At 71.2% G+C, this 18529-nt stretch carries 22 protein-coding genes and 2 tRNA genes; 12 read left to right on the forward strand and 12 right to left on the reverse strand.

The features are described 5' to 3' along the window. Window positions 1-15: 15 nt before the first annotated feature. Genes EP26_RS02175 through EP26_RS31610 form a run of 3 tightly spaced genes read right to left on the reverse strand, consistent with a single transcriptional unit; the run spans window position 16 to window position 2223 of the window. A complete protein-coding gene (locus tag EP26_RS02175; RefSeq protein WP_084112271.1) occupies window positions 16-1266 on the reverse strand; it encodes an MFS transporter in 1251 nt (416 codons plus the stop codon). Further along, window positions 1266-1688: a hypothetical protein gene (locus EP26_RS02180; protein WP_043335273.1), complete on the reverse strand. Its 423-nt coding sequence runs from the start codon at window positions 1686-1688 to the stop codon at window positions 1266-1268. The genes EP26_RS02175 and EP26_RS02180 overlap by 1 nt, the downstream gene beginning before the upstream one ends. Window positions 1689-1692: 4 nt before the next feature. After that, on the reverse strand, window positions 1693-2223 hold the full coding sequence (locus EP26_RS31610; protein ID WP_211259354.1) for a hypothetical protein: 531 nt from the start codon (window positions 2221-2223) through the stop codon (window positions 1693-1695). Window positions 2224-2338: 115 nt separating this feature from the next. Here EP26_RS31610 and EP26_RS02190 point away from each other — a divergent pair, with 115 nt between their 5' ends. Further along, entirely contained in the window at window positions 2339-3631 is a 1293-nt protein-coding gene (locus EP26_RS02190) for an amidase (RefSeq protein WP_043335276.1), read from the forward strand. 38 nt (window positions 3632-3669) lie between these two features. Here the strand turns inward: EP26_RS02190 and EP26_RS02195 are convergent, their stop codons facing one another. The 6 genes from EP26_RS02195 to EP26_RS02220 are packed head-to-tail and all read right to left on the reverse strand — an operon-like array spanning window position 3670 to window position 9276. Then, entirely contained in the window at window positions 3670-5313 is a 1644-nt protein-coding gene (locus EP26_RS02195) for an NTP transferase domain-containing protein (protein ID WP_043335278.1), read from the reverse strand. Continuing rightward, window positions 5310-6014: an XdhC family protein gene (locus EP26_RS02200; protein WP_043335280.1), complete on the reverse strand. Its 705-nt coding sequence runs from the start codon at window positions 6012-6014 to the stop codon at window positions 5310-5312. The genes EP26_RS02195 and EP26_RS02200 overlap by 4 nt, the downstream gene beginning before the upstream one ends. Then, a complete protein-coding gene (locus EP26_RS02205; RefSeq protein WP_043335283.1) occupies window positions 6011-6331 on the reverse strand; it encodes an XdhC family protein in 321 nt (106 codons plus the stop codon). The genes EP26_RS02200 and EP26_RS02205 overlap by 4 nt, the downstream gene beginning before the upstream one ends. After that, window positions 6328-7569, reverse strand: a complete 1242-nt coding sequence (locus EP26_RS02210) for a VWA domain-containing protein (RefSeq protein WP_342669080.1) — start codon at window positions 7567-7569, stop codon at window positions 6328-6330. The genes EP26_RS02205 and EP26_RS02210 overlap by 4 nt, the downstream gene beginning before the upstream one ends. A 7-nt stretch (window positions 7570-7576) precedes the next feature. Further along, window positions 7577-8476, reverse strand: coding sequence for an AAA family ATPase (locus EP26_RS02215; protein WP_043335287.1), 900 nt, complete (start codon window positions 8474-8476; stop codon window positions 7577-7579). Continuing rightward, window positions 8473-9276, reverse strand: a complete 804-nt coding sequence (locus EP26_RS02220; RefSeq protein ID WP_043335290.1) for an SRPBCC family protein — start codon at window positions 9274-9276, stop codon at window positions 8473-8475. Before EP26_RS02220 ends, EP26_RS02215 begins: the two co-directional genes overlap by 4 nt. 88 nt (window positions 9277-9364) lie before the next feature. Here EP26_RS02220 and EP26_RS34615 point away from each other — a divergent pair, with 88 nt between their 5' ends. The 9 genes from EP26_RS34615 to EP26_RS02260 all read left to right on the forward strand — a co-directional run bounded on the left by EP26_RS34615 (window position 9365) and on the right by EP26_RS02260 (window position 13919). Then, on the forward strand, window positions 9365-9529 hold the full coding sequence (locus tag EP26_RS34615; protein WP_157033385.1) for a sodium:proton antiporter: 165 nt from the start codon (window positions 9365-9367) through the stop codon (window positions 9527-9529). An 11-nt stretch (window positions 9530-9540) separates the two neighbouring features. Next, complete coding sequence (prpB, locus tag EP26_RS02225) at window positions 9541-10476, forward strand: methylisocitrate lyase (RefSeq protein WP_043335291.1); 936 nt, start codon at window positions 9541-9543, stop codon at window positions 10474-10476. 12 nt (window positions 10477-10488) lie between these two features. Next, on the forward strand, window positions 10489-11322 hold the full coding sequence (locus EP26_RS02230) for an LLM class F420-dependent oxidoreductase (protein WP_043335292.1): 834 nt from the start codon (window positions 10489-10491) through the stop codon (window positions 11320-11322). Window positions 11323-11356: 34 nt separating this feature from the next. Then, window positions 11357-11602, forward strand: coding sequence for a hypothetical protein (locus EP26_RS02235; protein WP_043335295.1), 246 nt, complete (start codon window positions 11357-11359; stop codon window positions 11600-11602). Window positions 11603-11667: 65 nt separating this feature from the next. Further along, window positions 11668-12348, forward strand: a complete 681-nt coding sequence (locus EP26_RS31615) for an NIPSNAP family protein (protein ID WP_052388702.1) — start codon at window positions 11668-11670, stop codon at window positions 12346-12348. Window positions 12349-12358: 10 nt separating this feature from the next. Continuing rightward, window positions 12359-13372, forward strand: a complete 1014-nt coding sequence (locus tag EP26_RS02245) for an amino acid ABC transporter substrate-binding protein (RefSeq protein ID WP_043335298.1) — start codon at window positions 12359-12361, stop codon at window positions 13370-13372. A 55-nt stretch (window positions 13373-13427) separates the two neighbouring features. Then, window positions 13428-13501: transfer RNA gene (locus EP26_RS02250), tRNA-Pro, on the forward strand. Window positions 13502-13522: 21 nt separating this feature from the next. After that, entirely contained in the window at window positions 13523-13834 is a 312-nt protein-coding gene (locus EP26_RS02255; protein ID WP_043335299.1) for an ETC complex I subunit, read from the forward strand. Between the two features lie 8 nt (window positions 13835-13842). Beyond that, window positions 13843-13919: transfer RNA gene (locus tag EP26_RS02260), tRNA-Arg, on the forward strand. A gap of 3 nt (window positions 13920-13922) precedes the next feature. Here the strand turns inward: EP26_RS02260 and EP26_RS02265 are convergent. After that, the gene (locus tag EP26_RS02265; protein ID WP_043335302.1) at window positions 13923-14777 is read right to left on the reverse strand and encodes an aldose 1-epimerase family protein; all 855 of its coding nucleotides are present in this window, start codon (window positions 14775-14777) and stop codon (window positions 13923-13925) included. Next, window positions 14774-15226, reverse strand: a complete 453-nt coding sequence (locus EP26_RS02270) for an Lrp/AsnC family transcriptional regulator (RefSeq protein WP_043335605.1) — start codon at window positions 15224-15226, stop codon at window positions 14774-14776. Before EP26_RS02270 ends, EP26_RS02265 begins: the two co-directional genes overlap by 4 nt. 129 nt (window positions 15227-15355) lie before the next feature. On the opposite strand from EP26_RS02270, the gene EP26_RS02275 reads away from it, so the two are divergent. Beyond that, the gene (locus EP26_RS02275; protein WP_043335304.1) at window positions 15356-16615 is read left to right on the forward strand and encodes a D-amino acid dehydrogenase; all 1260 of its coding nucleotides are present in this window, start codon (window positions 15356-15358) and stop codon (window positions 16613-16615) included. A gap of 47 nt (window positions 16616-16662) precedes the next feature. Further along, complete coding sequence (locus EP26_RS02280) at window positions 16663-17673, forward strand: aldo/keto reductase (protein WP_043335308.1); 1011 nt, start codon at window positions 16663-16665, stop codon at window positions 17671-17673. Between the two features lie 100 nt (window positions 17674-17773). Here EP26_RS02280 and EP26_RS02285 read toward each other — a convergent pair whose 3' ends face one another. After that, window positions 17774-18433, reverse strand: coding sequence for a DsbA family oxidoreductase (locus EP26_RS02285; RefSeq protein WP_211259355.1), 660 nt, complete (start codon window positions 18431-18433; stop codon window positions 17774-17776). Window positions 18434-18529 lie beyond the last annotated feature (96 nt).

Below are 18529 nucleotides of genomic sequence, written 5' to 3' on the forward strand. Positions count from 1 at the left end.
CGTCTTCCTCCGGTGTCAGTTTCTTGTCTCCAGCGACGCCACCATCGCAGGCTTTCGCTGCCAGCCCCAGGCCACGGCGAGCAGGGCGGCGAGCATCGCGGCGACGGTCGGCCAGCGGAGGCCGAAGACCTCGCCGGCGGTGCCGAGGGCCAGCGCGCCGCTCGCAGGACAGGCGCGGGTGATCATGCCCCAGAGGCTCAGCACGCGGCCGCGCATCGAGGCATCGGCGGCGTTCTGCACGAGCGTCTGCACCAGGATGCCGTGGACGGAGGCGCTGGCGCCCATCAGCGCGGCGCAGACCAGGGCGAAGGGGAAGAGGCTGGTCGAGACGAAGCCGATGGTGAAGAGCGCCTGACAGGCGGCGGCGGCGATGGCGAGCGTCACCGCGCCTTCCAGCTTGCCGCGGCCGGCGACCCAGAGGCCGGCGAAGAGCGCGCCGATGCCGATGCAGGCGGTGAGCATCGCCATGCCGTCCGCGCCGCGGGCGAAGAGGCGCTCGACGAAGGGGGGCAGGATCTCCTGGACGCCGCGCATCAGCACCGCGGCGACGGCGGCGAAGGCCAGCAGCGGGCCGATCCCCGAGTGGCGACCGGCATAGCGGAAGCCGGCGATGGTGTCGGCGAGGACGCCGCTCCCCGATGGGACGCCGCGGCGCTGGGCGGCATCGACGCGGAGATTGGGCATGGTCAGCGTCGCGGCGAGATAGGCGAGGCTGTTGAGGAAGACGGCGGGGACGACGCCGGCGACCGCGATCAGGGGCCCCGCGATGGCCGGGCCGATGAAGCGGGCGACGTTGTAGCAGAGCGAATTGCAGGCGACGGCGGCGGGCAGGTCGGCGCGGGGGACGAGGCCGGGCATCAGGCTCTGCCGCGCCGGTTGGGCGAAGGAGGAGGCGGTGCCCTTCACCATCTCGAGCGCTAGCAGGAGGCCGATGGAGAGGTTGCCGGTGGCGAGCAAGGCACCGATGGCCGCCGCCTCGAGCGCGATAGTGGCCTGGGAGGCCATGGTGAGCTTCACCCGGTCCATCCGGTCGGCGACGGCACCGGCGATGGGGCTGAAGATCACCGCCGGCGCCAAGTCGCAGAAGGCGACCATGCCGACCCAGAAGGCGCTCTTCGTCAGTTCCCAGGCGAGCCAGGCGACGGCGATCTGGTGGACCCAGAGCCCGGTCCAGGAGGTCAGCGAGGCGCCGAAGAACAGCCGCGCGTCGCGATGCGAGAGGGCGCGGCCCAGCGCGCCGAAGGCCGCCAGACCGCGGATGGTCATCAGCGTTGCGGGGCGGCGGGCCGGGCGTTCTGCTGCGGAGCGGTCCGGGTGTTTTCCTGCACGCAGTCGGAGGCGATGCGGTCGCGCTCGTAGATGCGGGCCAGGCGGTCAGTCTCGCCGCGGCGGGCATAGATGCTGGCATCGGTGCCGATGCGGGCGTCGCGCTCGTCCTCGCGCATGAGCTGGCCGCGGTCGCGGAAGGTGACGATGCGATCGGCATCGGCCCGGCAGGCGGCGGCGAGCGCGGCTTGGTCGCGCAACGCGGCGGCCGGAGCCGGCGTGGTGGGGACGGCGCCGGGGCCGGGGGCGATGGCGGCGCGGCTGGGGGCGGCGTTGCCGGTGAGCGGCACCACGGCGGGGTCGGGGCCGCCGGCGCAGGCGGCGAGGAGCGCGAGCAGGCCGATCGAGGGGAGGCGTTTCATCGGGTCATCCGTCATGCGATGCGGCGAGGCTCGGGGCGCTACCCGGGGACTGACCCTGGGGCAGCGGCCGGGACAATAGCCGGCGCAGACCGGTTTCGTCGAACCGCGCGCCGCCGTCCAGCGGCATCGCGGCCGCGGCGGAGAGCAGGGCGGGATGGAGGTCGATTCCCTGGCGGGTGACCGCGAAGAGCGCGGCCAGCCAGGGGGCGCGGCCGAGGATCTCGACCAAGGCGAGCAGGCGGAGGCAGAGGCTGAGGCCGGGGATGGTGTCGAGGCCGATGGCCGAGTCGATGGCTTCGGCCCAGGCGGCGGCGTCGCGGTCGGCGATGGCGAGCTCCATCGGCTCGCCCTCGGCGCGGGGGAAGAGCAGGCGGCGGGGCTTGCCCCATTGCTGGCGGTCGGCGGCCTCGCGGGCCAGCTCCCAGGCGGCGAGGAGCTGGCGCGGGGCGACCGGGGGCAGGCGCTCGGGCGGCAGGGGGACGGCGTAGGTGAGCGCGCCGTTCGGCGCCTCGGCCACGCGGATGGGGAGAGGCATTGGGTACAATCTGGGGTCCGCGAGGGGCCGGCGCCAGCGGCGTTGCGGTGGGCGATGGTTTTCCCGGCGATTCCGGGCCTGTCGCGCCCTTCGGGCTTGCGTCTAAGCTCGGGGCATGACCGATCCCGCGACACTCCCCGCCACTGAAGCCGTGCGGCGCATCCGCGACCGGCGCCTCTCCGCCACCGAGCTGACCGAGGCGCTGCTGGCGCGGATCGGGGCCAGGGAGGCGGAGGTCAGGACCTTCGTCCATCTCGACCCAGCGCTGGCGCTGCGGCAGGCGGCGGCGGTCGACCGGGCGGTGAAGGCGGGGCGGGCGGGGCCGCTCGCCGGGCTCGGCATCGGGGTGAAGGATGTGCTGGATACGGCGGACCAGCCTTCGCAATACGGCTCGGCGGTCTGGGCGGGGCATCGGCCGAGGGGCGATGCGGCCTGCGTCGCGCTGGCGCGGCGGGCGGGGGCGGTGATCCTCGGCAAGACCGTGACCACGGAATTCGCCACGCGGCGGCCGGGGGCGACGACCAATCCGCACAATCCGGCGCATACGCCGGGCGGGTCCTCCTCGGGCTCGGCGGCGGGGGCGGGGGCGGGGTTCTTCCATGCCGGGTTCGGGACGCAGACGGCGGGCAGCATCATCCGGCCGGCGGCCTATTGCGGGGCCGTCGGGTTCAAGCCGTCCTTCGGCACGCTGCACCGGGCGGGGATGAAGGTGATGTCGGAATCGCTCGACACGATCGGCGTCATCGCCGGGAGCGTGGGCCATGCGGCGCTGGTCTTGGCGGGGCTGACGGGCGGGGATTACGGGTCGCCGGAGGAGAAGCCGGGGCGGGCGCCGCGGATCGGGCTGTGCTGGGGGCCCTCCGTGGACCAGGCGGCGGCGGAGACGCGGGAGGCCATCGAGCGGGTCGCGGCCGCGGCGGCGCGGGCGGGGGCCAGGGTCGAGGCGGTGGAGATGCCGCCCGTCGTCGTCGCTGGATACGAGGCGCATGCGCTGGTGATGAATGGGGAGTCGGCGGAGGCGCTGGCCTGGGAGGTCGATCAGGCCTCGGCGCAGCTCTCGGAGGGGCTGCGGGAGCGGCTGGACTGGGGGCGTGGCCAGGGACGGGCGGCGCTGGAGGCGGGGCGGGCGGCCTTTGCGGCGGCGCGGGCGGCGTTCGTCGATGTGATCGCGGGATTCGATGCGATCCTGACGCCGAGCGCGCCGGGCGAGGCGCCAGAGGGGCTCGGCTGGACGGGCGATCCGGCCTTCAACTCGCTCTGGACCTTGCTGCATGTGCCCTGCGTCACCGTGCCGGTGGGCACGGGGCCGAAGGGGTTGCCGCTCGGGGCGCAGGTGGTCGCCGGGTTCGGGCGGGACCGGGAGGCGCTGGCCTGGGCGGAGTGGGTGCGCGCCGCGGCCGAAGGGTAGGTCACGCCTTCGGCCTTTCGGCCTCCGGCGATCACGCTCTACCTGACCTTCTCGAAGCCCGGCGCCTTCCTGAGCGCGTCGGTGGTGTCGAAGTCGCGGAGGACGGCGTCATCGGCCATCTCGACCTCGGCGACGCGGTCGGCGTGCTTGCCGGCCAGGTGGCGGGCGCCGACATCGCCGGTGATGGTCATCATCTCGGGCAGGAATTCCATGGCCCAGAGCATCGGGTTGCCCTGCTTGCCGCGAAAGGTCGGCATGACGATGGCGCGGCCTTCCTCGGGGTCGAAGGCGGCCAGCAGGCGGTCGATCATCGGGCCGGCGACGAGGGGCATGTCGCCGAGGCAGATGACGACGCCCTCGATATCCTTCGGCAGCGCACCGAGCCCGGCCTTGAGGCTGGCGGAAAGGCCCTCCGCATAGTCCTCGGCATGGGCGAAGAGGACGGGCCGGCCGGCGAGGGCCGCCTCGACCCGCTCATGCTCGTAGCCGGTGACCACCACCACCGGGCGGGCGCGGGAGGCGAGCGCGTTGTCCACGACGCGGGCGACCATGGGGACGCCCTGGTCGTCCTGCACCAGCAGCTTGTTGAGCGGAGCCATGCGCCGGCTGCGGCCGGCGGCCAGGACGAGCGCGGCGAGCTTGCGGCCGCGGCGGGGGGCGGGGCCGGCGGGCTGGGGCGCGGCGTCGCGGGGGAGGGGGCGGGCTTCCATCTCCTTCAGCAGCCCGCCGACGCCCATGCCCATGACGTCGCGCGGCGTCACCGGCAGGCCGGCGAAGAGGCGCTGGAGGACCCAATCGATGCCGTTGAGCTTCGGCGACTTGGCGCAGCCGGGCAGGACGAGGGCCGGGATGTCGTCGATATGGCCGAGGCAGATCAGGTTGCCGGGGTCGACCGGCATGCCGAAATGGTCGATCGCGCCGCCGGAGCGAACGATGCCGGCCGGGCCGACGTCGCGGCGGTCCACCACGGCGGAGGCGCCGGCGACCAGCAGCAGCTCGGCGCCGGCGCGGCGCAGGCGGTTGAGCGCGTCGGAGATCGGCTGGGTCTCGTGCCGGCAGCGCTCGGGGGGCAGAAGGGTGCCGCAGAGCGCCTCCACCCGGTCGCGCGTCGCCTCGATGGCGCCTTCCATCACGCTTTCCTTCACGCCGGGCAGCTCGGTCAGCACGAGGCCGACCTTCAGCGGGCGGAAGGGATGGAGGGAGAGGGCGGGCGGGCCGGTGCGGGCGATGAGCTCCGCCACCTCCAGCACCGGGCCGGGGGTGGCGAAGGGGATGACCTTGATGGTCGCCAGCATCTCCTTCGCCGCGACGGGAATGTGCGAGGCGAGGGTGGCGACGGTCAGCGACTCGTCGAGCGAGTTCAGGCGGTTGACGGTTGTGGCGTTGACCACGAGCAGCCCGGCGGCATCGGCGAGGATGTTGACCCGGCCGGTGGAGGCGCGGGAACGGGCGAGGAGCGGGCCCATCAGCGCATTGGCGAGGCGGTCGGCGGCCTCGTTCTCCGGCACGTCACCCGGCTCCAGCCGGGCGGCGATGACGCTGCCATGGCCGGCGGATTGCAGGGCGGCGACGGCCTCCTGGTCGAGGACGGTGCCCTTCTTCAGCACCTTGCCCGGCAGGCGGACGGTATGGGCGAGGACGGCGCCGCGGGCCTCGTCGAGCGGGGTGGGCCCGAAGATCATGCGGCGAGCGCCGGACGCTGCGCCAGCGCCGCGCCGCGGCGGGTGGCGACGACCTCGGCGAGGATGGAGAGCGCGATCTCGGGCGCCGTCACCGCCTCGATGTTGAGGCCGACGGGGGCGTGGATGCGGGCGATGGCCTCGGGCGTGTGGCCCATCTCGGTGAGGCGGGCGACGCGCTTGGCATGCGTCCGGCGGCTGCCGAGGGCGCCGATGTAGAAGCAGTCGGACTTCAGCGCGGCGTCGAGGGCGGGGTCGTCGAGCTTGGGGTCGTGGGTCAGCGTCACCACGGCGCTGCGGGCGTCGGGGGCGAGGGCGGCGACGGCGTCGTCGGTCCATTCGTGGATCAGGGTGATGCCGGGGAAGCGCTCGGCGGTGGCCCAGGCGCGGCGGGGATCGACGACCGTCACCGCATAGCCTGCGGCCTGAGCCATGGGCACCAGGGCCTGCGCAATATGGACGGCGCCGACGACGATCAGCCGCAGGGCCGGGTTGTGCGGGTGGATGAACCAGGCCTCGCCGTCGAGGGTGAGGTTGGCGGCGGCGTCCTCCGCCAGCGCCCTCGCGGCGGCTTCGGCAAGGGGCGGTGCGAGTTCGGCATCGGGCCAGAGGTGCTGGGCGCCATCCGAGAGGCGGGTCAGCAGGGCGACCGGGCGCTTGGCCGATTTCGCCGCCTCCAGGGCGGCGAGGACCTCCGGAGTCACGAGAGCTTCTCCACGAAGACCTTCAGCTTGCCGCCGCAGGCGAGGCCGACTTCCCAAGCGCGCTCGTCGGAGATGCCGAAATCGAGGAGCTGGGGCGTGCCGGTGGTCATGGTCTGCTTGGCGGCATCGGCCACGGCGCCCTCGATGCAGCCGCCGGAGACGCTACCGGCGAGCCGGCCGGAGGCGCTGACGGCCAGGCGCGAGCCGGCCGGGCGGGGCGAGCTGCCCCAGGTCTCGACGACGGTGGCGATCGCCACGGGTTCGCCCGCCGCGCGCCAGGCGGCGGCGGTGGCCAGCACGTCTTCGGAATCGCTCATGCGGCATTTCTCCTTGCCGGCTGCGGCCCGCTCAGCGTCGCCACCAGGGCGCGCAGGCTTTGCAGGTTGTGGACCGGGCGGAATTCGTCGACATGCGGCAGCATCGCCCGGATGCCCTGTGATCTGGGTTGGAAGCCCTCCCAGCGCAACAGGGGGTTCAGCCAGATCAGTCGGCGGCAGGAACGGCGGAGGCGGTCGGTCGCCTCGGCAAGACCCTTCGCCCCTTCGCGGTCGAGGCCGTCGGTGATGAGCAGGACCACGGCGCCCTGGCCGAGCACGCGGCGGGACCAGAGGCGGTTGAACAGCTCGATGCTCTCGCCGATGCGGGTGCCGCCGGACCAGTCGGGGACGATGTGGGAGACGAGTTCGAAGGCGACCTCGGCGTCGCGGCTCTTGAGCTGGCGGGTGACGTTGGTCAGGCGCGTGCCGAAGAGGAAGGAGCTGACGCGGTCGCGGTCATTCGTCACCGCGTGGAGGAAGTGGAGCAGGACCTGGGCGTAGCGCGACATGCTGCCGGAGATGTCGCACAGCGCCACGAGGGGTGGCGGGCGGTGGACGCGGCGGCGGCGCTCGATGCTCATGATCTCGCCGCCCATGCGGAGGCTCTCGCGGAGGGTCGCGCGGAGGTCGGTCTTCGGGCCGGTGGGATCGGGGCGGAAGCGGCGGGTTGGGCGCTCGTCCAGCGGCAGGACGAGGCGGCGGATCTCCTGCCTGGCGGCGGCGATCTCGGCGGCGGACATCGCCTCGAAATCCATCGATTGCAGGCGTTCGCGCTCGCTCACCGTCATCGCCACCTCGACCGGCGGGCGCTCTTCCGGCGGCTGGGGCGGGGTGGGGGATTGCGGCGGGGGCGTCATCGCCTCGGCGAGGCGGCGGCTGGTAGGGGGTGGCTTGTCGCGCTCCCTGAAGCCGTCGAGCATCGCCATTGCGGCGGCGTTGCGGCCGGCTTCGGGGTCGCGGAAGAAGAGCAGGAAGGCCTGGTCGAAGATCTCGAAGCCGTCGCGGCGGTGGACCATGACGCCGCGGAGCGCGGCATGGACCTGGCGGCGGTCGCCGATATCGACGAGTTGCAGGGCTTCGCTGGCGGCGAGCAGTTCGGCGGGACCGACGGGGAGGCCGGCGCGGCGCAGCAGCCGGCTGAAGGCGAGCAGGTTGCCCGCCAGCGCGCCGCGGCCGGCACCGATGCCGGCGCTGGCGAGCTGCATCGCCTGGCCGAGATTGGCGGGCATGTCGCTCATGCGGCGATCACGCGGCCTTCGACTCCTCGACCAGCTTCGCGGCCTCGGCGCCGCGCAGCTTGGCGATGTCGTCCTGGTACTTCAGCAGCACGCCGAGCGTCTCGTCGACCGCCTGCGGTTCCAGCTCGGTGGCGTCGAGCGCGGCCAGGGCCGAGGCCCAGTCGATGGTCTCGGCGACGCCGGGCAGCTTGAAGTATTCGCCACCGCGAAGCTTCTGCACGAAGGCGACGACCTGGGCAGACAGTGCCTCGGGCACATGCGGGGCGCGGATGCGAAGGATCGCGCGTTCGCGGGCGGCGTCGGGGTAGTCGACCCAATGGTAGAGGCAGCGGCGGCGGATGGCGTCGTGGACCTCACGCGTGCGGTTGCTGGTGATGATGACGACGGGCGGGACCTTGGCCTTCACCGTGCCGTATTCCGGGATGGAGAGCTGGAAATCGGCCAGCAGCTCCAGCAGGAAGGCCTCGAAGGGCTCGTCGGCCCGGTCCAGCTCGTCGATCAGCAGCACCGCAGGGCCGCCCTCGGGGCTGAGGGCCTGGAGCAGCGGGCGCTCCTGGAGGAAGCGGCGGTCGTAGATGCCGCGCTCCAGCGCCTCGCGGTCCGTCGTCTCGCCGCTCGCCTCGGCGAGGCGGATGGAGATGAGCTGCTTGGCGTGGTTCCACTCATAGGCCGCGGCGCCGAGGTCGAGGCCATCGTAGCATTGCAGGCGGACCAGCCGGCGGGGCAGGCCGCCGGCCAGGACCTTGGCGATCTCGGTCTTGCCGGTGCCGGGCTCGCCTTCGAGGAAGAGAGGGCGGCCCATGCGCAGGGCGAGATGCACCGTGGTCGAGAGCGCCCGGTCGGCGACGTAGCCGCCGGCGGCGAGCAGCTGCTGGGTGGCCTCGACGCTCCCCGGGATGTCGCTCACAGGAAGAGCAGCGCCAGGATGATCAGCATCGCCGCGCAGCCGCCCCAGAATTGCAGCGGCAGGCCGAAGGGCTGGAAGGAGCCGAGCAGGCGGAGCGGCTGGACCGCCACCGGGTCCACCGGGCGCGGGTTGGGGCGGTGGACCGGCTTGCCGGCGGCGCTCGGCCCGTCGGCACCGTGCTGGGTGAGGGGGCCGGGGCCGCCGGCGTCGCGCAGGTACTCGGTATCCGTCCCGGAGAGGGCGGGGGCGCGGATCTCGGCGCTGGCGGCGGACCGCTCGGCGCTGGCGGCGGACCGCTCGGCGCTGGCGGCGGCGGGCTCGGCCATGGCTGGCTCGGGCGCGGGCTCCGGCTCCGGGGCCGGGGTGAGGTGGGCGGCGAAGCGGTTGAAGAACTGGTCGGCCATCTGCTTCGCGGTGCTGTCGATCAGCCGCCCGCCGAGCTGGGCCATCTTGCCCCCGACCTGGGCCTTCACATTGTAGGTGAGCAGGGTCTCGGAGGGGCCAACCTCTTCTAGCGCGACGTCGGCGCCGCCCTTGGCGAAGCCCATCGCCCCGCCATTGCCCTCGCCGGTGATGGTGTAGCCGGCCGGCGGGTTAATGTTCTCGAGCTTCACCTTGCCGCCGAACTTGGCCGACATCGGGCCGAGCTTCAGCGCCACCTTGGCCTGGAACTGGTCGTCGCCGACCCGCTCGACCGATTCGCAGCCGGGGATGGAGGCCTGCAGGACCTGCGGGTCGTTCAGGGCTTCCCAGACTTGCTGGCGCGGCGCGGGGATGCGCCGCTCGCCGGTCATTTCCATGCGTGTCTCCTGGGTTTTCGCGGACCTTAGTGGCCGGGCCGGGTGAGGGGAACCCCACCCCGTATCGGTCCGGGAGGGGGTTCGTTCAATGCCCGGTGGCAACGCGGGGCGATCGGGGCGGGTTCAACTGGGGGCCGGCAGCCTTCATCGAGGCGCGGGGGTGCGGATGCCGGGCTTCTTCGGCTATCGCGGCTGGGCGGTTGCCTTTCTCGTCCCGACCTTCATCCTGGCGGCCTTCGTTTTCTTCCGGTGAGGAAATCCCCCATGCCCTACGTCATCGGTGCCGACAATCCCGAGGAGCCCGCCGGCCACCGCTTCGGCCGGCTGCTCGAGCGGAAGCAGATCCTGCAGCTGCCGGGGGCGCATAACGGCATGGCGGGGCTGCTGGCGAAGAAGGCGGGGTTCGAGGGGCTCTACCTCTCGGGGGCGGCGATGACGCTCTCCATGGGCATCCCTGATCTCGGCATGATCACGGTCGACGAGGTCGCCTTCCATATCCGCCAGATCGCCCGCGCGACCGCGCTGCCGCTGCTGGTCGACGGCGACACCGGCTATGGTGAGGCGCTGAACGTCATGCACATGGTTCGCACCTTCGAGGATGCGGGGGCGGCTGCGGTGCATCTCGAGGACCAGCTACTGCCGAAGAAATGCGGCCATCTCAACGACAAGAAGATGGCCGATGCGCATGACATGGCGGCCAAGGTGGCGGCGGCGCGGAAGGCGCGGCGGCACCTCTACATCATCGCCCGCACCGATGCGGCGGCGAGCGAGGGGATGGACGGGGCGCTGGCGCGGGCCAAGCTCTATCTCGACAGCGGGGCGGATGCGATCTTCCCCGAGGCGCTGAACAGCCGGGAGATGTTCACGGAATTCTCGCGCCGCATCCGGGCCGAGGGCTATCCGGAGGTGAAGCTGCTGGCGAACATGACGGAGTTCGGCCGCACGCCCTTCTTCACCGCGCAGGAATTCGAGGAGATGGGCTACCAGATGGTGATCTGGCCGGTCTCCGCCGCGCGCGTCGCCAACAAGGCGATGGAGGAGCTGTTCCAGTCGATCCGCGAGAATGGCGGGACCCACAAGCTGGTCGACCGGATGCAGACGCGGGCGGAGCTGTATGACGTCATCAACCTCCATGCTTATGAGGCGCTGGACAGCAGCCTGATCCAGACCATCGTCCCGACGTCGATGCCGCAGCGGTAAGGGGAGAGCACGATGCGCACGGGCGTCTTCTACTTCCCGACCGAATACGGGATCGAGACCGGGGAGTTGGCACGGGCGCTGGAGGAGCGGGGGTTCGACTCGCTCTTCCTTTGCGAGCACACCCACATTCCCGTCAGCCGGCGTTCACCCTTTCCGGGCGGGGGTGAGCTGCCGAAGCGGTACAAGCATACGCATGATCCCTTCGTCGCGCTGAGCTTTGCCGCCGCCGCGACGAAAACCTTGCTGCTCGGCACCGGCGTCTGCCTGGTGCCGCAGCGGGACCCGATCATCACTGCCAAGTCGGTCGCCAGCCTCGACCGGCTCTCGGGCGGGCGCTTCGTCTTCGGCGTCGGCGGCGGGTGGAATGTCGAGGAGATGGAGAATCACGGCGCGCGCTATCCGACGCGCTTCAGGCTGATGGAGGAGCGCATCCGGGCGATGCAGGCGCTCTGGACGGAGGAGGAGGCGAGCTTCCATGGGGAGTTCGTCAACTTCGACCCGGTCTGGTGCTACCCGAAGCCGGTGCAGCGGCCGCATCCGCCGGTGCTGCTCGGCGGCGAGACGGATTACACGCTGAGGCGGGTCGCGGCATTCTGCCAGGGATGGTTCCCGCGGGCGGGGGGCGATTTCGACCCGAAGCTGGCGCGCGAGCGGCTGCGGCGGGTGGCGGAAGGGGCGGGCCGGGACCCTGCGAGCCTTTCCATTACCGTCTTCCGGGCGCCGCCGGAGGCCGGGAAGCTGGACGCCTACCGCGAGGCGGGGATCGAACGGGTGTTGCTGGAGGTGCCGGACCTCGACCGCGATGGCATCCTCCGCCGTCTCGACGAGCTGGCGCCGCTGGTCTGAGGGAACCAGGGCGAGGGCGCGGCATTCGCCCCATATGCCCTCGCTCGACCCTGAAGAAGGCGATGCGATCCGCCAGGCCCTCGGCCTCGATCGCGCCGCCAGGCCCTATCGCAACCACTACCCCGCCCCGGGCGACGACCCGGTGGCCGGGCGGCTTGTCGAGCGCGGGATGATGCAGCGCGGCGCGACGACGCCGGCGGGCCTGGTGCTGTTCCAGGTGACGGAGGCGGGCGCACGGCAGGTCGGCGCGCGGCTGCCGGAGGCCGAGGCCGGGCGGTGAGGCCGGATTGACCGCGGCGCCCGGACATGCGGCACTCCGCCCATCCTGACGGGAGGGAAGAGCCCATGTTCCTCGAGCAACGCATCTACACCATGCATCCGGGCAAGCTGCCCGCCTGGCTGGCGCTCTACCGCGATATCGGCGGCCCGGCCTCCTCCCGCACGCTGACGCCGCTGATCGGCATGTTCACGGTCGAATTCGGCCAGATCAACCGGGTGCTCTTCGTCCGCGGCTTCGACGACATCGACGAGCGCGAGCGCGGCATGGGCCGGCGGGATGCCGATCCGGAGTGGCAGCGCTTCCTGAAGGAGGGGCGCGACAGCGGCGCGCTGATGGCGCAGGAGGCGAAGCTCCTCAAGACCGTGCCCTTCTCGCCGCTGCAGAAGGTCGGCCAGCCCTTCGAGCGCAAGGTCGAGGGTGGGGAGATGTGGGTCGATCATCGGACCTACGACTTCCACCCCGGCAAGGCGCAGGCCTGGATCGACGCCTATCGCGACCTCGGCAAGCCGGTGCAGGACCGGCTGCTCGGCCAGCTGCTGTGGTTCGCTGTGACCGAATGCGGGCCGATCAATCAGGCCGTCTTCGCCTGGGCCTATAGCTCGCTCGGCGACCGCGACAAGCGGCGGGCGGCGATGGCGGCCGATCCCGGCTGGGCGGAGTTCCAGAAGGCGACGGCGCCGCTCGGCGCGCTGAAGCAGCAGACGACGATGGTGCTGAAGCCTACCCCCTTCTCCCCGATCCGCTGAGGCAGGACTCATGTTGAAGAGGATGCTGGCCGGCGCGGCCCTCGCGCTTGGCCTCACCGGCGCTGCCCAGGCGGGCCAGACCTTCGACGCGGTCAAGGCCCGCGGCGTGCTCAACTGCGGCGTCAATGTCGGCATTGCCGGTTTCTCCTTGCCCGATAGCCAGGGCGTCTGGCGCGGAATGGATGCCGATCTCTGCCGCGGCCTCGCCGCTGCGCTGTTCGGCGACCCGGCCAAGGTGCGCTTCGTGCCGCTGACCGCGGTGCAGCGCTTCACCGCGCTGCAATCGGGCGAGATCGACGTGCTGATCCGCCAGACGACGCTGACCATGACGCGCGACACCTCGCTCGGCCTGCGCATGGTCGCCGTCAACCTCTATGACGGCCATGGCTTCATGGTGCGGAAGGACGCGGGCGTTACCGAGTCGAAGGGGATGGATGGGATGACCATCTGCCTCTCGCCGGGAACGACGAACGAGCTGGTGACGACGGACTGGTTCCGCGCCAACAACCTGCGCTTCACGCCACTGCTGCAGGAGCGGATGCAGGACAATGCGACGGCGCTGCAATCCGGCCGGTGCGATGCCATCGGCACGGATGCGACTCAGCTCGCGGCGCTCCGCAGCCAGTTCACCAATCCGGCCAATTTCGTGATCCTGCCGGAGCGGTTCAGCAAGGAGCCCTATGGGCCGGTGGTGCGACGCGACGACCAGGAATGGTTCGACGTCGTGCGCTGGACGCTCTCGGCGCTCATCCAGGCGGAGGAGCTCGGTGTCAACAGCGGCAACCTCGAGCAGATGAAGGGCAGCCCCAACCCGGAGGTCCGGCGGCTGCTCGGCGTCGACCCGGTGCTGGGCAACTCGCTGAAGCTCGATCCGGCCTGGGCCTACAACGCCATCAAGGCGATCGGGAATTACGGCGAGCTGTTCGACCGCAATCTCGGGCCGCAGACGCCGATCGGGCTGGAGCGGGGGCTGAACCGGCTCTGGACCAATGGCGGGCTGATGTATTCCTGGCCGATGCGGTAGCCGCGCCTCTCCTGTTGCCGTGGGGCGGGGGACGGCCTAGTTTCCCGCCCCAAGTCGGGGCGTGGCGCAGTCTGGTAGCGCATCTGCTTTGGGAGCAGAGGGTCGGAGGTTCGAATCCTCTCGCCCCGATACCTGCAACAAGGGTGCCTCATGCCGCAGCTTGCCCGCATCTTCGTCATGCCGCGTTCCGCCATGCAGTCCGGGCGGGGGCGCTCTCAGGGCTGGACCCTGGCCTATGAGCCGGGCGAGCGGCAGCGGCTCGACCCGCTGATGGGCTGGGCCGGCTCGGGCGACACCAATGCGCAGGTGAGCCTCAATTTCGACAGCAAGGAGGATGCTATCGCCTATGCCGAGGCGAACGGCATCCCCTACGAGGTCGAGGAGCCGAAGCCGGTCCGCATCAAGGCGAAGGTCTATGCGGACAACTTCCGCTTCGGGCGTCCGGAGAACTGGACGCACTGAACCCGATTGCGCCCGTAGCTCAGCTGGATAGAGCACGCGCCTTCTAAGCGTGTGGTCGTGGGTTCGAATCCCGCCGGGCGCGCCACCCTTACAGCAGCTCCACCGACCAGCCGGCGCGGAATTCGCCGCCCGGGGGGAGGATGATTACGCCGGACTTCGCGGCGAACTCGCCATCCCAGCCGAGCGGGCTGGCGAAGCCTTGCCAGGGCTCGATGCAGAGGAAGTCGCCCCCGGGCTTCGACCAGAGGCCGAGTTGCGGGAAGCCGGTGAAGGCGAAACGGAGGACGGGACCGTCCTCGGCGCGGTAGTCGAGGCGGCGGCTGCGGGGCTGGTCGAGGATCATCGCATCGGCTTCGAAGAGCGCGGAGGCGAGGGCGAGGTGGCGGCCCGCGATGGGGCTCGGCTGGGGCTCGGGCAGCAACAGGCCGTCCTGCAACCGGCGGATGGGGGCAGGCTCGTCTGTTTCGAAGGTAAGGGTGTGGGGGCGACCCTCGGCGCCGGGGAGCGGCCAGCGGAAGGCGGGATGGGCACCGAGCGAGGCGGGCAGGGGCTCGGGGCCGGGGTTGGCCAGGCGGTAGTCCGCCGAGAGGCACCCGCCTGCGACGGCGTAGTGGATGTCGAGGGCGAAGGCGAAGGGATAGGCGGTGCGGCTCGCCTCGTCGTCGGTGAGGCGGAAGGTGCAGCGGCTGGGCGCCTGGTCGATCAGGGTGAAGCTTCGGTCGCGGGCGAAGCCGTGCTGACGCATGGGGTAGCGGCGGCCGGCATGGTTGAATCCATCGCCCGAGAGGCGGCCGACGATGGGGAAGAGCACCGGCGCATGGCGCGGCCAGGCGGGGCCGGCATCCCAGAGGAAGTCGCGACCGGCGGCATCCTGCAATCGGCAAAGCTCGGCGCCCTCGGGCTTGATGGCGGCAGTGAGCGCGTCGCTGGCGATCTGGATCATGCGGTCCCCCGGATGACGGTGCGGATGGCGAAGCTCGACTGGATGCGGGCGACGCCCGGCATGCGCGACAGCGCCTCCTTGTGGATGCGTTCGTAATCGGCGGCGTCGCGCGCTTCGACACGCAGGAGGTAGTCGGCGATGCCGGTCATCAGGTAGCACTCCCGCACCTCGGGGCAACGGCGCACCGCCTCCTCGAAGCGCCTCAGGTGCTCGTCGGTCTGGCGGTCGAGCGTGATCTGCACGATCACCACGACCAGGTCGCGCGGCGCGGCCTCCTCGATCAGCGCGGTATAGCCGCGGATGATGCCGCGATGCTCCAGCAGGCGGACGCGGCGGAGGCAGGCGGAGGGGGAGAGGGAGACGGCCTCGGCGAGGTCGGCATTGCTCATGCGGCCGTCGGCGCGGAGCAGGCGGAGGATGGCGCGGTCGGTGTCATCCAGGGTTTGCATCGAATTATCTACGAATTGGCCGCAGATCATGCGCCATTCCGGCTCCGCATGGCAAAGGCTGCGAGGGTCTGGCGTGAAATTCGCATACGCCGGTGCGTAGTCTCGGTGGATAAATAGGCGGAGGCGGCGATGCGCGTTGTGGTGCTTGGCAGCGGCGTGGTCGGGGTGACCAGCGCCTGGTATCTCTCGCGGGCCGGCCATCAGGTGACGGTGATCGACCGCCAGCCGGCCGCCGGCATGGAGACGAGCTTCGCCAATGCGGGGCAGGTCTCGCCGGGCTATTCGGCGCCCTGGGCCGGCCCTGGCATCCCCGTCAAGGCGCTGAAATGGCTGATGATGCGGCACCGGCCGCTGGTCTTCTGGCCGCAGGCGAAGGGCGGGCTCTATCCCTGGCTGGCGCGGATGCTCGCCAACTGCACCGAGGATGCCTATGCGACCAACAAGGCGCGCATGGTCCGCCTCGCCGAGTACAGCCGCGACTGCCTGCGCGACCTGCGCGACGAGACCGGCATCGCCTATGACCAGCGGATGCAGGGCACCTTGCAGCTCTTCCGCACGCAGAAGCAGCTCGATGCCGTCGGCGGCGATACGGCGGTGCTGGATGCCTTCCAGGTGCCCTATGAGCTGCTCGACCCGAAGGGCTGCGTCGGCGCGGAGCCGGCGCTCGGGCTGGTCGAGGGGAAATTCGTCGGCGGGCTGCGCCTGCCGGGCGACGAGACGGGCGATGCGCATGTCTTCACCCAGCGGCTGGCCGGGATGGCGGCGGCGGCGGGGGTGGAGTTCCGCCAGGGCGTGACCATCCAGAGGATCGAGAGCGAGGGTGACCGGGTCACCGGCGTCGTGACCGACCAGGGCAGGGTCACGGCGGATGCCTATGTGGTGGCGCTGGGGAGCTATTCGACGGCGCTGCTGCGGCCGCTCGGCGTCTTCGTGCCGGTCTATCCGGTGAAGGGCTATTCGCTGACCCTGCCGGTCACCGAGGAGGCGGGGGCGCCGGTCTCCACCGTCATGGACGAGACCTACAAGGTGGCGATCACCCGACTCGGCGACCGCATCCGCGTCGGCGGGACGGCGGAACTGGCGGGGTTCAACCTCAAGCTCCGCGGGCCGCGGCGGGAGACGCTGGCGCATTCGGTGGGCGACCTCTTCCCGCGCGGGGGCGATATAGCCCAGGCGAAATTCTGGACCGGCCTCAGGCCGATGACGCCGGACGGGACGCCGGTGGTCGGGCCGACGCGGTACCGCAACCTGCACCTCAATACCGGGCATGGGACGCTGGGCTGGACCATGGCCTGCGGCAGCGGGCGGCTGTTGGCGGACCTCGTCACCGGGCGGCGGCCGGAGATCGACTCCGAGGATCTGGCGCTGACGCGCTACGCGGCCGCTTGACGGGCCTGCCGGAGGCGGCCTGACTGGCCGCTTCCCGGGAGGCTTTCATGGAATACCGTGCACTCGGCCGCAGCGGCCTCAGCGTCAGCCGGCTCTGCCTCGGCACCATGATGTTTGGCGGACCGACCGATGCGGCGACCGGCGCGCGGCTGATCGCGCGGGCTGCCGAGGCGGGGATCAACTTCCTCGATACGGCGGATGCCTATAACGGCGGGCGGTCGGAGGAGGTGGTGGGGCAGGCCATCGCCGCGCGCCGGCATGACTGGGTGGTGGCGACGAAGATCGCCAACAAGGTCGGGAAGGGCCCGAACGAGGGCGGGCTGTCGCGCAAATGGGTCATGCAGGGGGCGGAGGCCTGCCTGCGCCGGCTCGGCACCGACTTCATCGACATCCTCTACCTCCACAAGGAGGATCGTGCGACGCCGCTGGAGACGACGGTGCGCGCCATGGCCGACCTGGTGCGGGCGGGGAAGATCCGGCATTTCGGCGTCTCCAACTACCGCTCCTGGCGGATCGCGGAGATCTGCCGGCTTTGCGACGAGGCGGGGATCGACCGGCCGGTGGTGTCGCAGCCCTATTACAACGCGATGAACCGGCAGCCGGAGGTGGAGCAGCTTCCCGTCGCGGCGCATTACGGGCTCGGCGTCTTTCCCTATTCGCCGCTGGCGCGCGGGGTGCTGACGGCGAAGTACCGGCCGGGCGCGGAGCCCGAGGCGGGCAGCCGGGCGGCGCGGCAGGACAAGCGGATGCTGGAGACGGAGCTTCGCCCTGAGTCGCTCGAGATCGCGCAGGTGATCCGCGAGCATGCGCAGCGCGCCGGCACCACGCCGGTGCATTTCGCCATCGGCTGGGTGCTGAACAACCGGCTCGTCACCGGCTGCATTCTCGGGCCGCGGACGGAGGCGCATCTGGAGGACTATCTGGCGGCGCTCGACTACCGGTTCACCGTGGAGGACGAGGCGCTGGTCGACCGGCTGGTACCGGCGGGGCATCCCTCGACGCCGGGGTACAACGATCCGCAATATCCGATCGACGGGCGGGTGGCGGTGGCCGGCTAGAGCGGGCTCTGTTCGCACCGGCTCACGGAGCCCGCTCTAGCTTGTTGTTCTGGCGAGCAAATTACTCCGATCAGATGATTCCATCCGATTCGAGTTTGCTCTAGCTCTCGACCAGGGCGATATCAAGCAGGCGTTCCAGGACCTCGGGCTCCTGGGCGCCGGCGATGGCGCTGCGGCCGGCGACGACGAAGCAGGGCACGCCGTTGATGCCGAGGCGGTGGGCGCGGAGGTTGTCCGCATGCACCGCCTCGACCTCGGCGACGGTCGAGAGGAAGCGGCGGGCGAGGGGCGCGTCGAGCCCCTGCTGGCCGGCGATGGCGGCGAGCACATGGGCATCGCCGATATCGGCGCCCTCGGTGAAATAGGCTTCGAAGATCGCCTCGACCAGGGCGTCGGCGGCATTGAAGCGGCCGGCCCAGCGGACCAGCCGGTGGGCATCGAGCGAATGCGGCACGCGGCGAATGCGGTCAAAGCGGAATTCGATGCCCTCGGCCCGGCCGAGATCGGCGATGGTGCCGTGCAGGCGGCGGGCGCGGTCCTCGCCGCCGAATTTGCGGACGAGGTAGTCCTGCCGCGGCACGCCCTGCGGGGCGAAGTCCGGGTTCAGCAGGAAGGGCCGCCAGAGCAGTTCCGCCGCCACGTCCGGACGGGAGCGCAGGGTTCGCCGCAGCCGCCTGATGCCTAGGAAGCACCAGGGACAGACCAGGTCGAAGACGACCTCGATGGGCAGGCGGGCGCGAGGCGGGGCGAGCAGGTTCACCGGCACATCATAGGCCGAAGCGGCGGTGCGGGCGAAGCCTCCGTGGAGCGGATGGTTGACAGGTTTTGATGACGGAGCCAATCATGGGCAGATAGA

This window comes from Belnapia moabensis DSM 16746, assembly GCF_000745835.1.
GTDB lineage: Bacteria > Pseudomonadota > Alphaproteobacteria > Acetobacterales > Acetobacteraceae > Belnapia > Belnapia moabensis.

Bases quoted from the DNA above. Each gene is read 5' to 3' on its own strand.
- EP26_RS02175 (WP_084112271.1), bottom strand. From the start codon at position 1,266: ATGACCATCCGCGGTCTGGCGGCCTTCGGCGCGCTGGGCCGCGCCCTC.
- EP26_RS02180 (WP_043335273.1), bottom strand. From the start codon at position 1,688: ATGAAACGCCTCCCCTCGATCGGCCTGCTCGCGCTCCTCGCCGCCTGC.
- EP26_RS31610 (WP_211259354.1), bottom strand. From the start codon at position 2,223: ATGCCTCTCCCCATCCGCGTGGCCGAGGCGCCGAACGGCGCGCTCACC.
- EP26_RS02190 (WP_043335276.1), top strand. From the start codon at position 2,339: ATGACCGATCCCGCGACACTCCCCGCCACTGAAGCCGTGCGGCGCATC.
- EP26_RS02195 (WP_043335278.1), bottom strand. From the start codon at position 5,313: ATGATCTTCGGGCCCACCCCGCTCGACGAGGCCCGCGGCGCCGTCCTC.
- EP26_RS02205 (WP_043335283.1), bottom strand. From the start codon at position 6,331: ATGAGCGATTCCGAAGACGTGCTGGCCACCGCCGCCGCCTGGCGCGCG.
- EP26_RS02210 (WP_342669080.1), bottom strand. From the start codon at position 7,569: ATGAGCGACATGCCCGCCAATCTCGGCCAGGCGATGCAGCTCGCCAGC.
- EP26_RS02220 (WP_043335290.1), bottom strand. From the start codon at position 9,276: ATGGAAATGACCGGCGAGCGGCGCATCCCCGCGCCGCGCCAGCAAGTC.
- EP26_RS34615 (WP_157033385.1), top strand. From the start codon at position 9,365: ATGCCCGGTGGCAACGCGGGGCGATCGGGGCGGGTTCAACTGGGGGCC.
- prpB (WP_043335291.1), top strand. From the start codon at position 9,541: ATGCCCTACGTCATCGGTGCCGACAATCCCGAGGAGCCCGCCGGCCAC.
- EP26_RS02230 (WP_043335292.1), top strand. From the start codon at position 10,489: ATGCGCACGGGCGTCTTCTACTTCCCGACCGAATACGGGATCGAGACC.
- EP26_RS02235 (WP_043335295.1), top strand. From the start codon at position 11,357: ATGCCCTCGCTCGACCCTGAAGAAGGCGATGCGATCCGCCAGGCCCTC.
- EP26_RS31615 (WP_052388702.1), top strand. From the start codon at position 11,668: ATGTTCCTCGAGCAACGCATCTACACCATGCATCCGGGCAAGCTGCCC.
- EP26_RS02245 (WP_043335298.1), top strand. From the start codon at position 12,359: ATGTTGAAGAGGATGCTGGCCGGCGCGGCCCTCGCGCTTGGCCTCACC.
- EP26_RS02255 (WP_043335299.1), top strand. From the start codon at position 13,523: ATGCCGCAGCTTGCCCGCATCTTCGTCATGCCGCGTTCCGCCATGCAG.
- EP26_RS02265 (WP_043335302.1), bottom strand. From the start codon at position 14,777: ATGATCCAGATCGCCAGCGACGCGCTCACTGCCGCCATCAAGCCCGAG.
- EP26_RS02270 (WP_043335605.1), bottom strand. From the start codon at position 15,226: ATGCAAACCCTGGATGACACCGACCGCGCCATCCTCCGCCTGCTCCGC.
- EP26_RS02275 (WP_043335304.1), top strand. From the start codon at position 15,356: ATGCGCGTTGTGGTGCTTGGCAGCGGCGTGGTCGGGGTGACCAGCGCC.
- EP26_RS02280 (WP_043335308.1), top strand. From the start codon at position 16,663: ATGGAATACCGTGCACTCGGCCGCAGCGGCCTCAGCGTCAGCCGGCTC.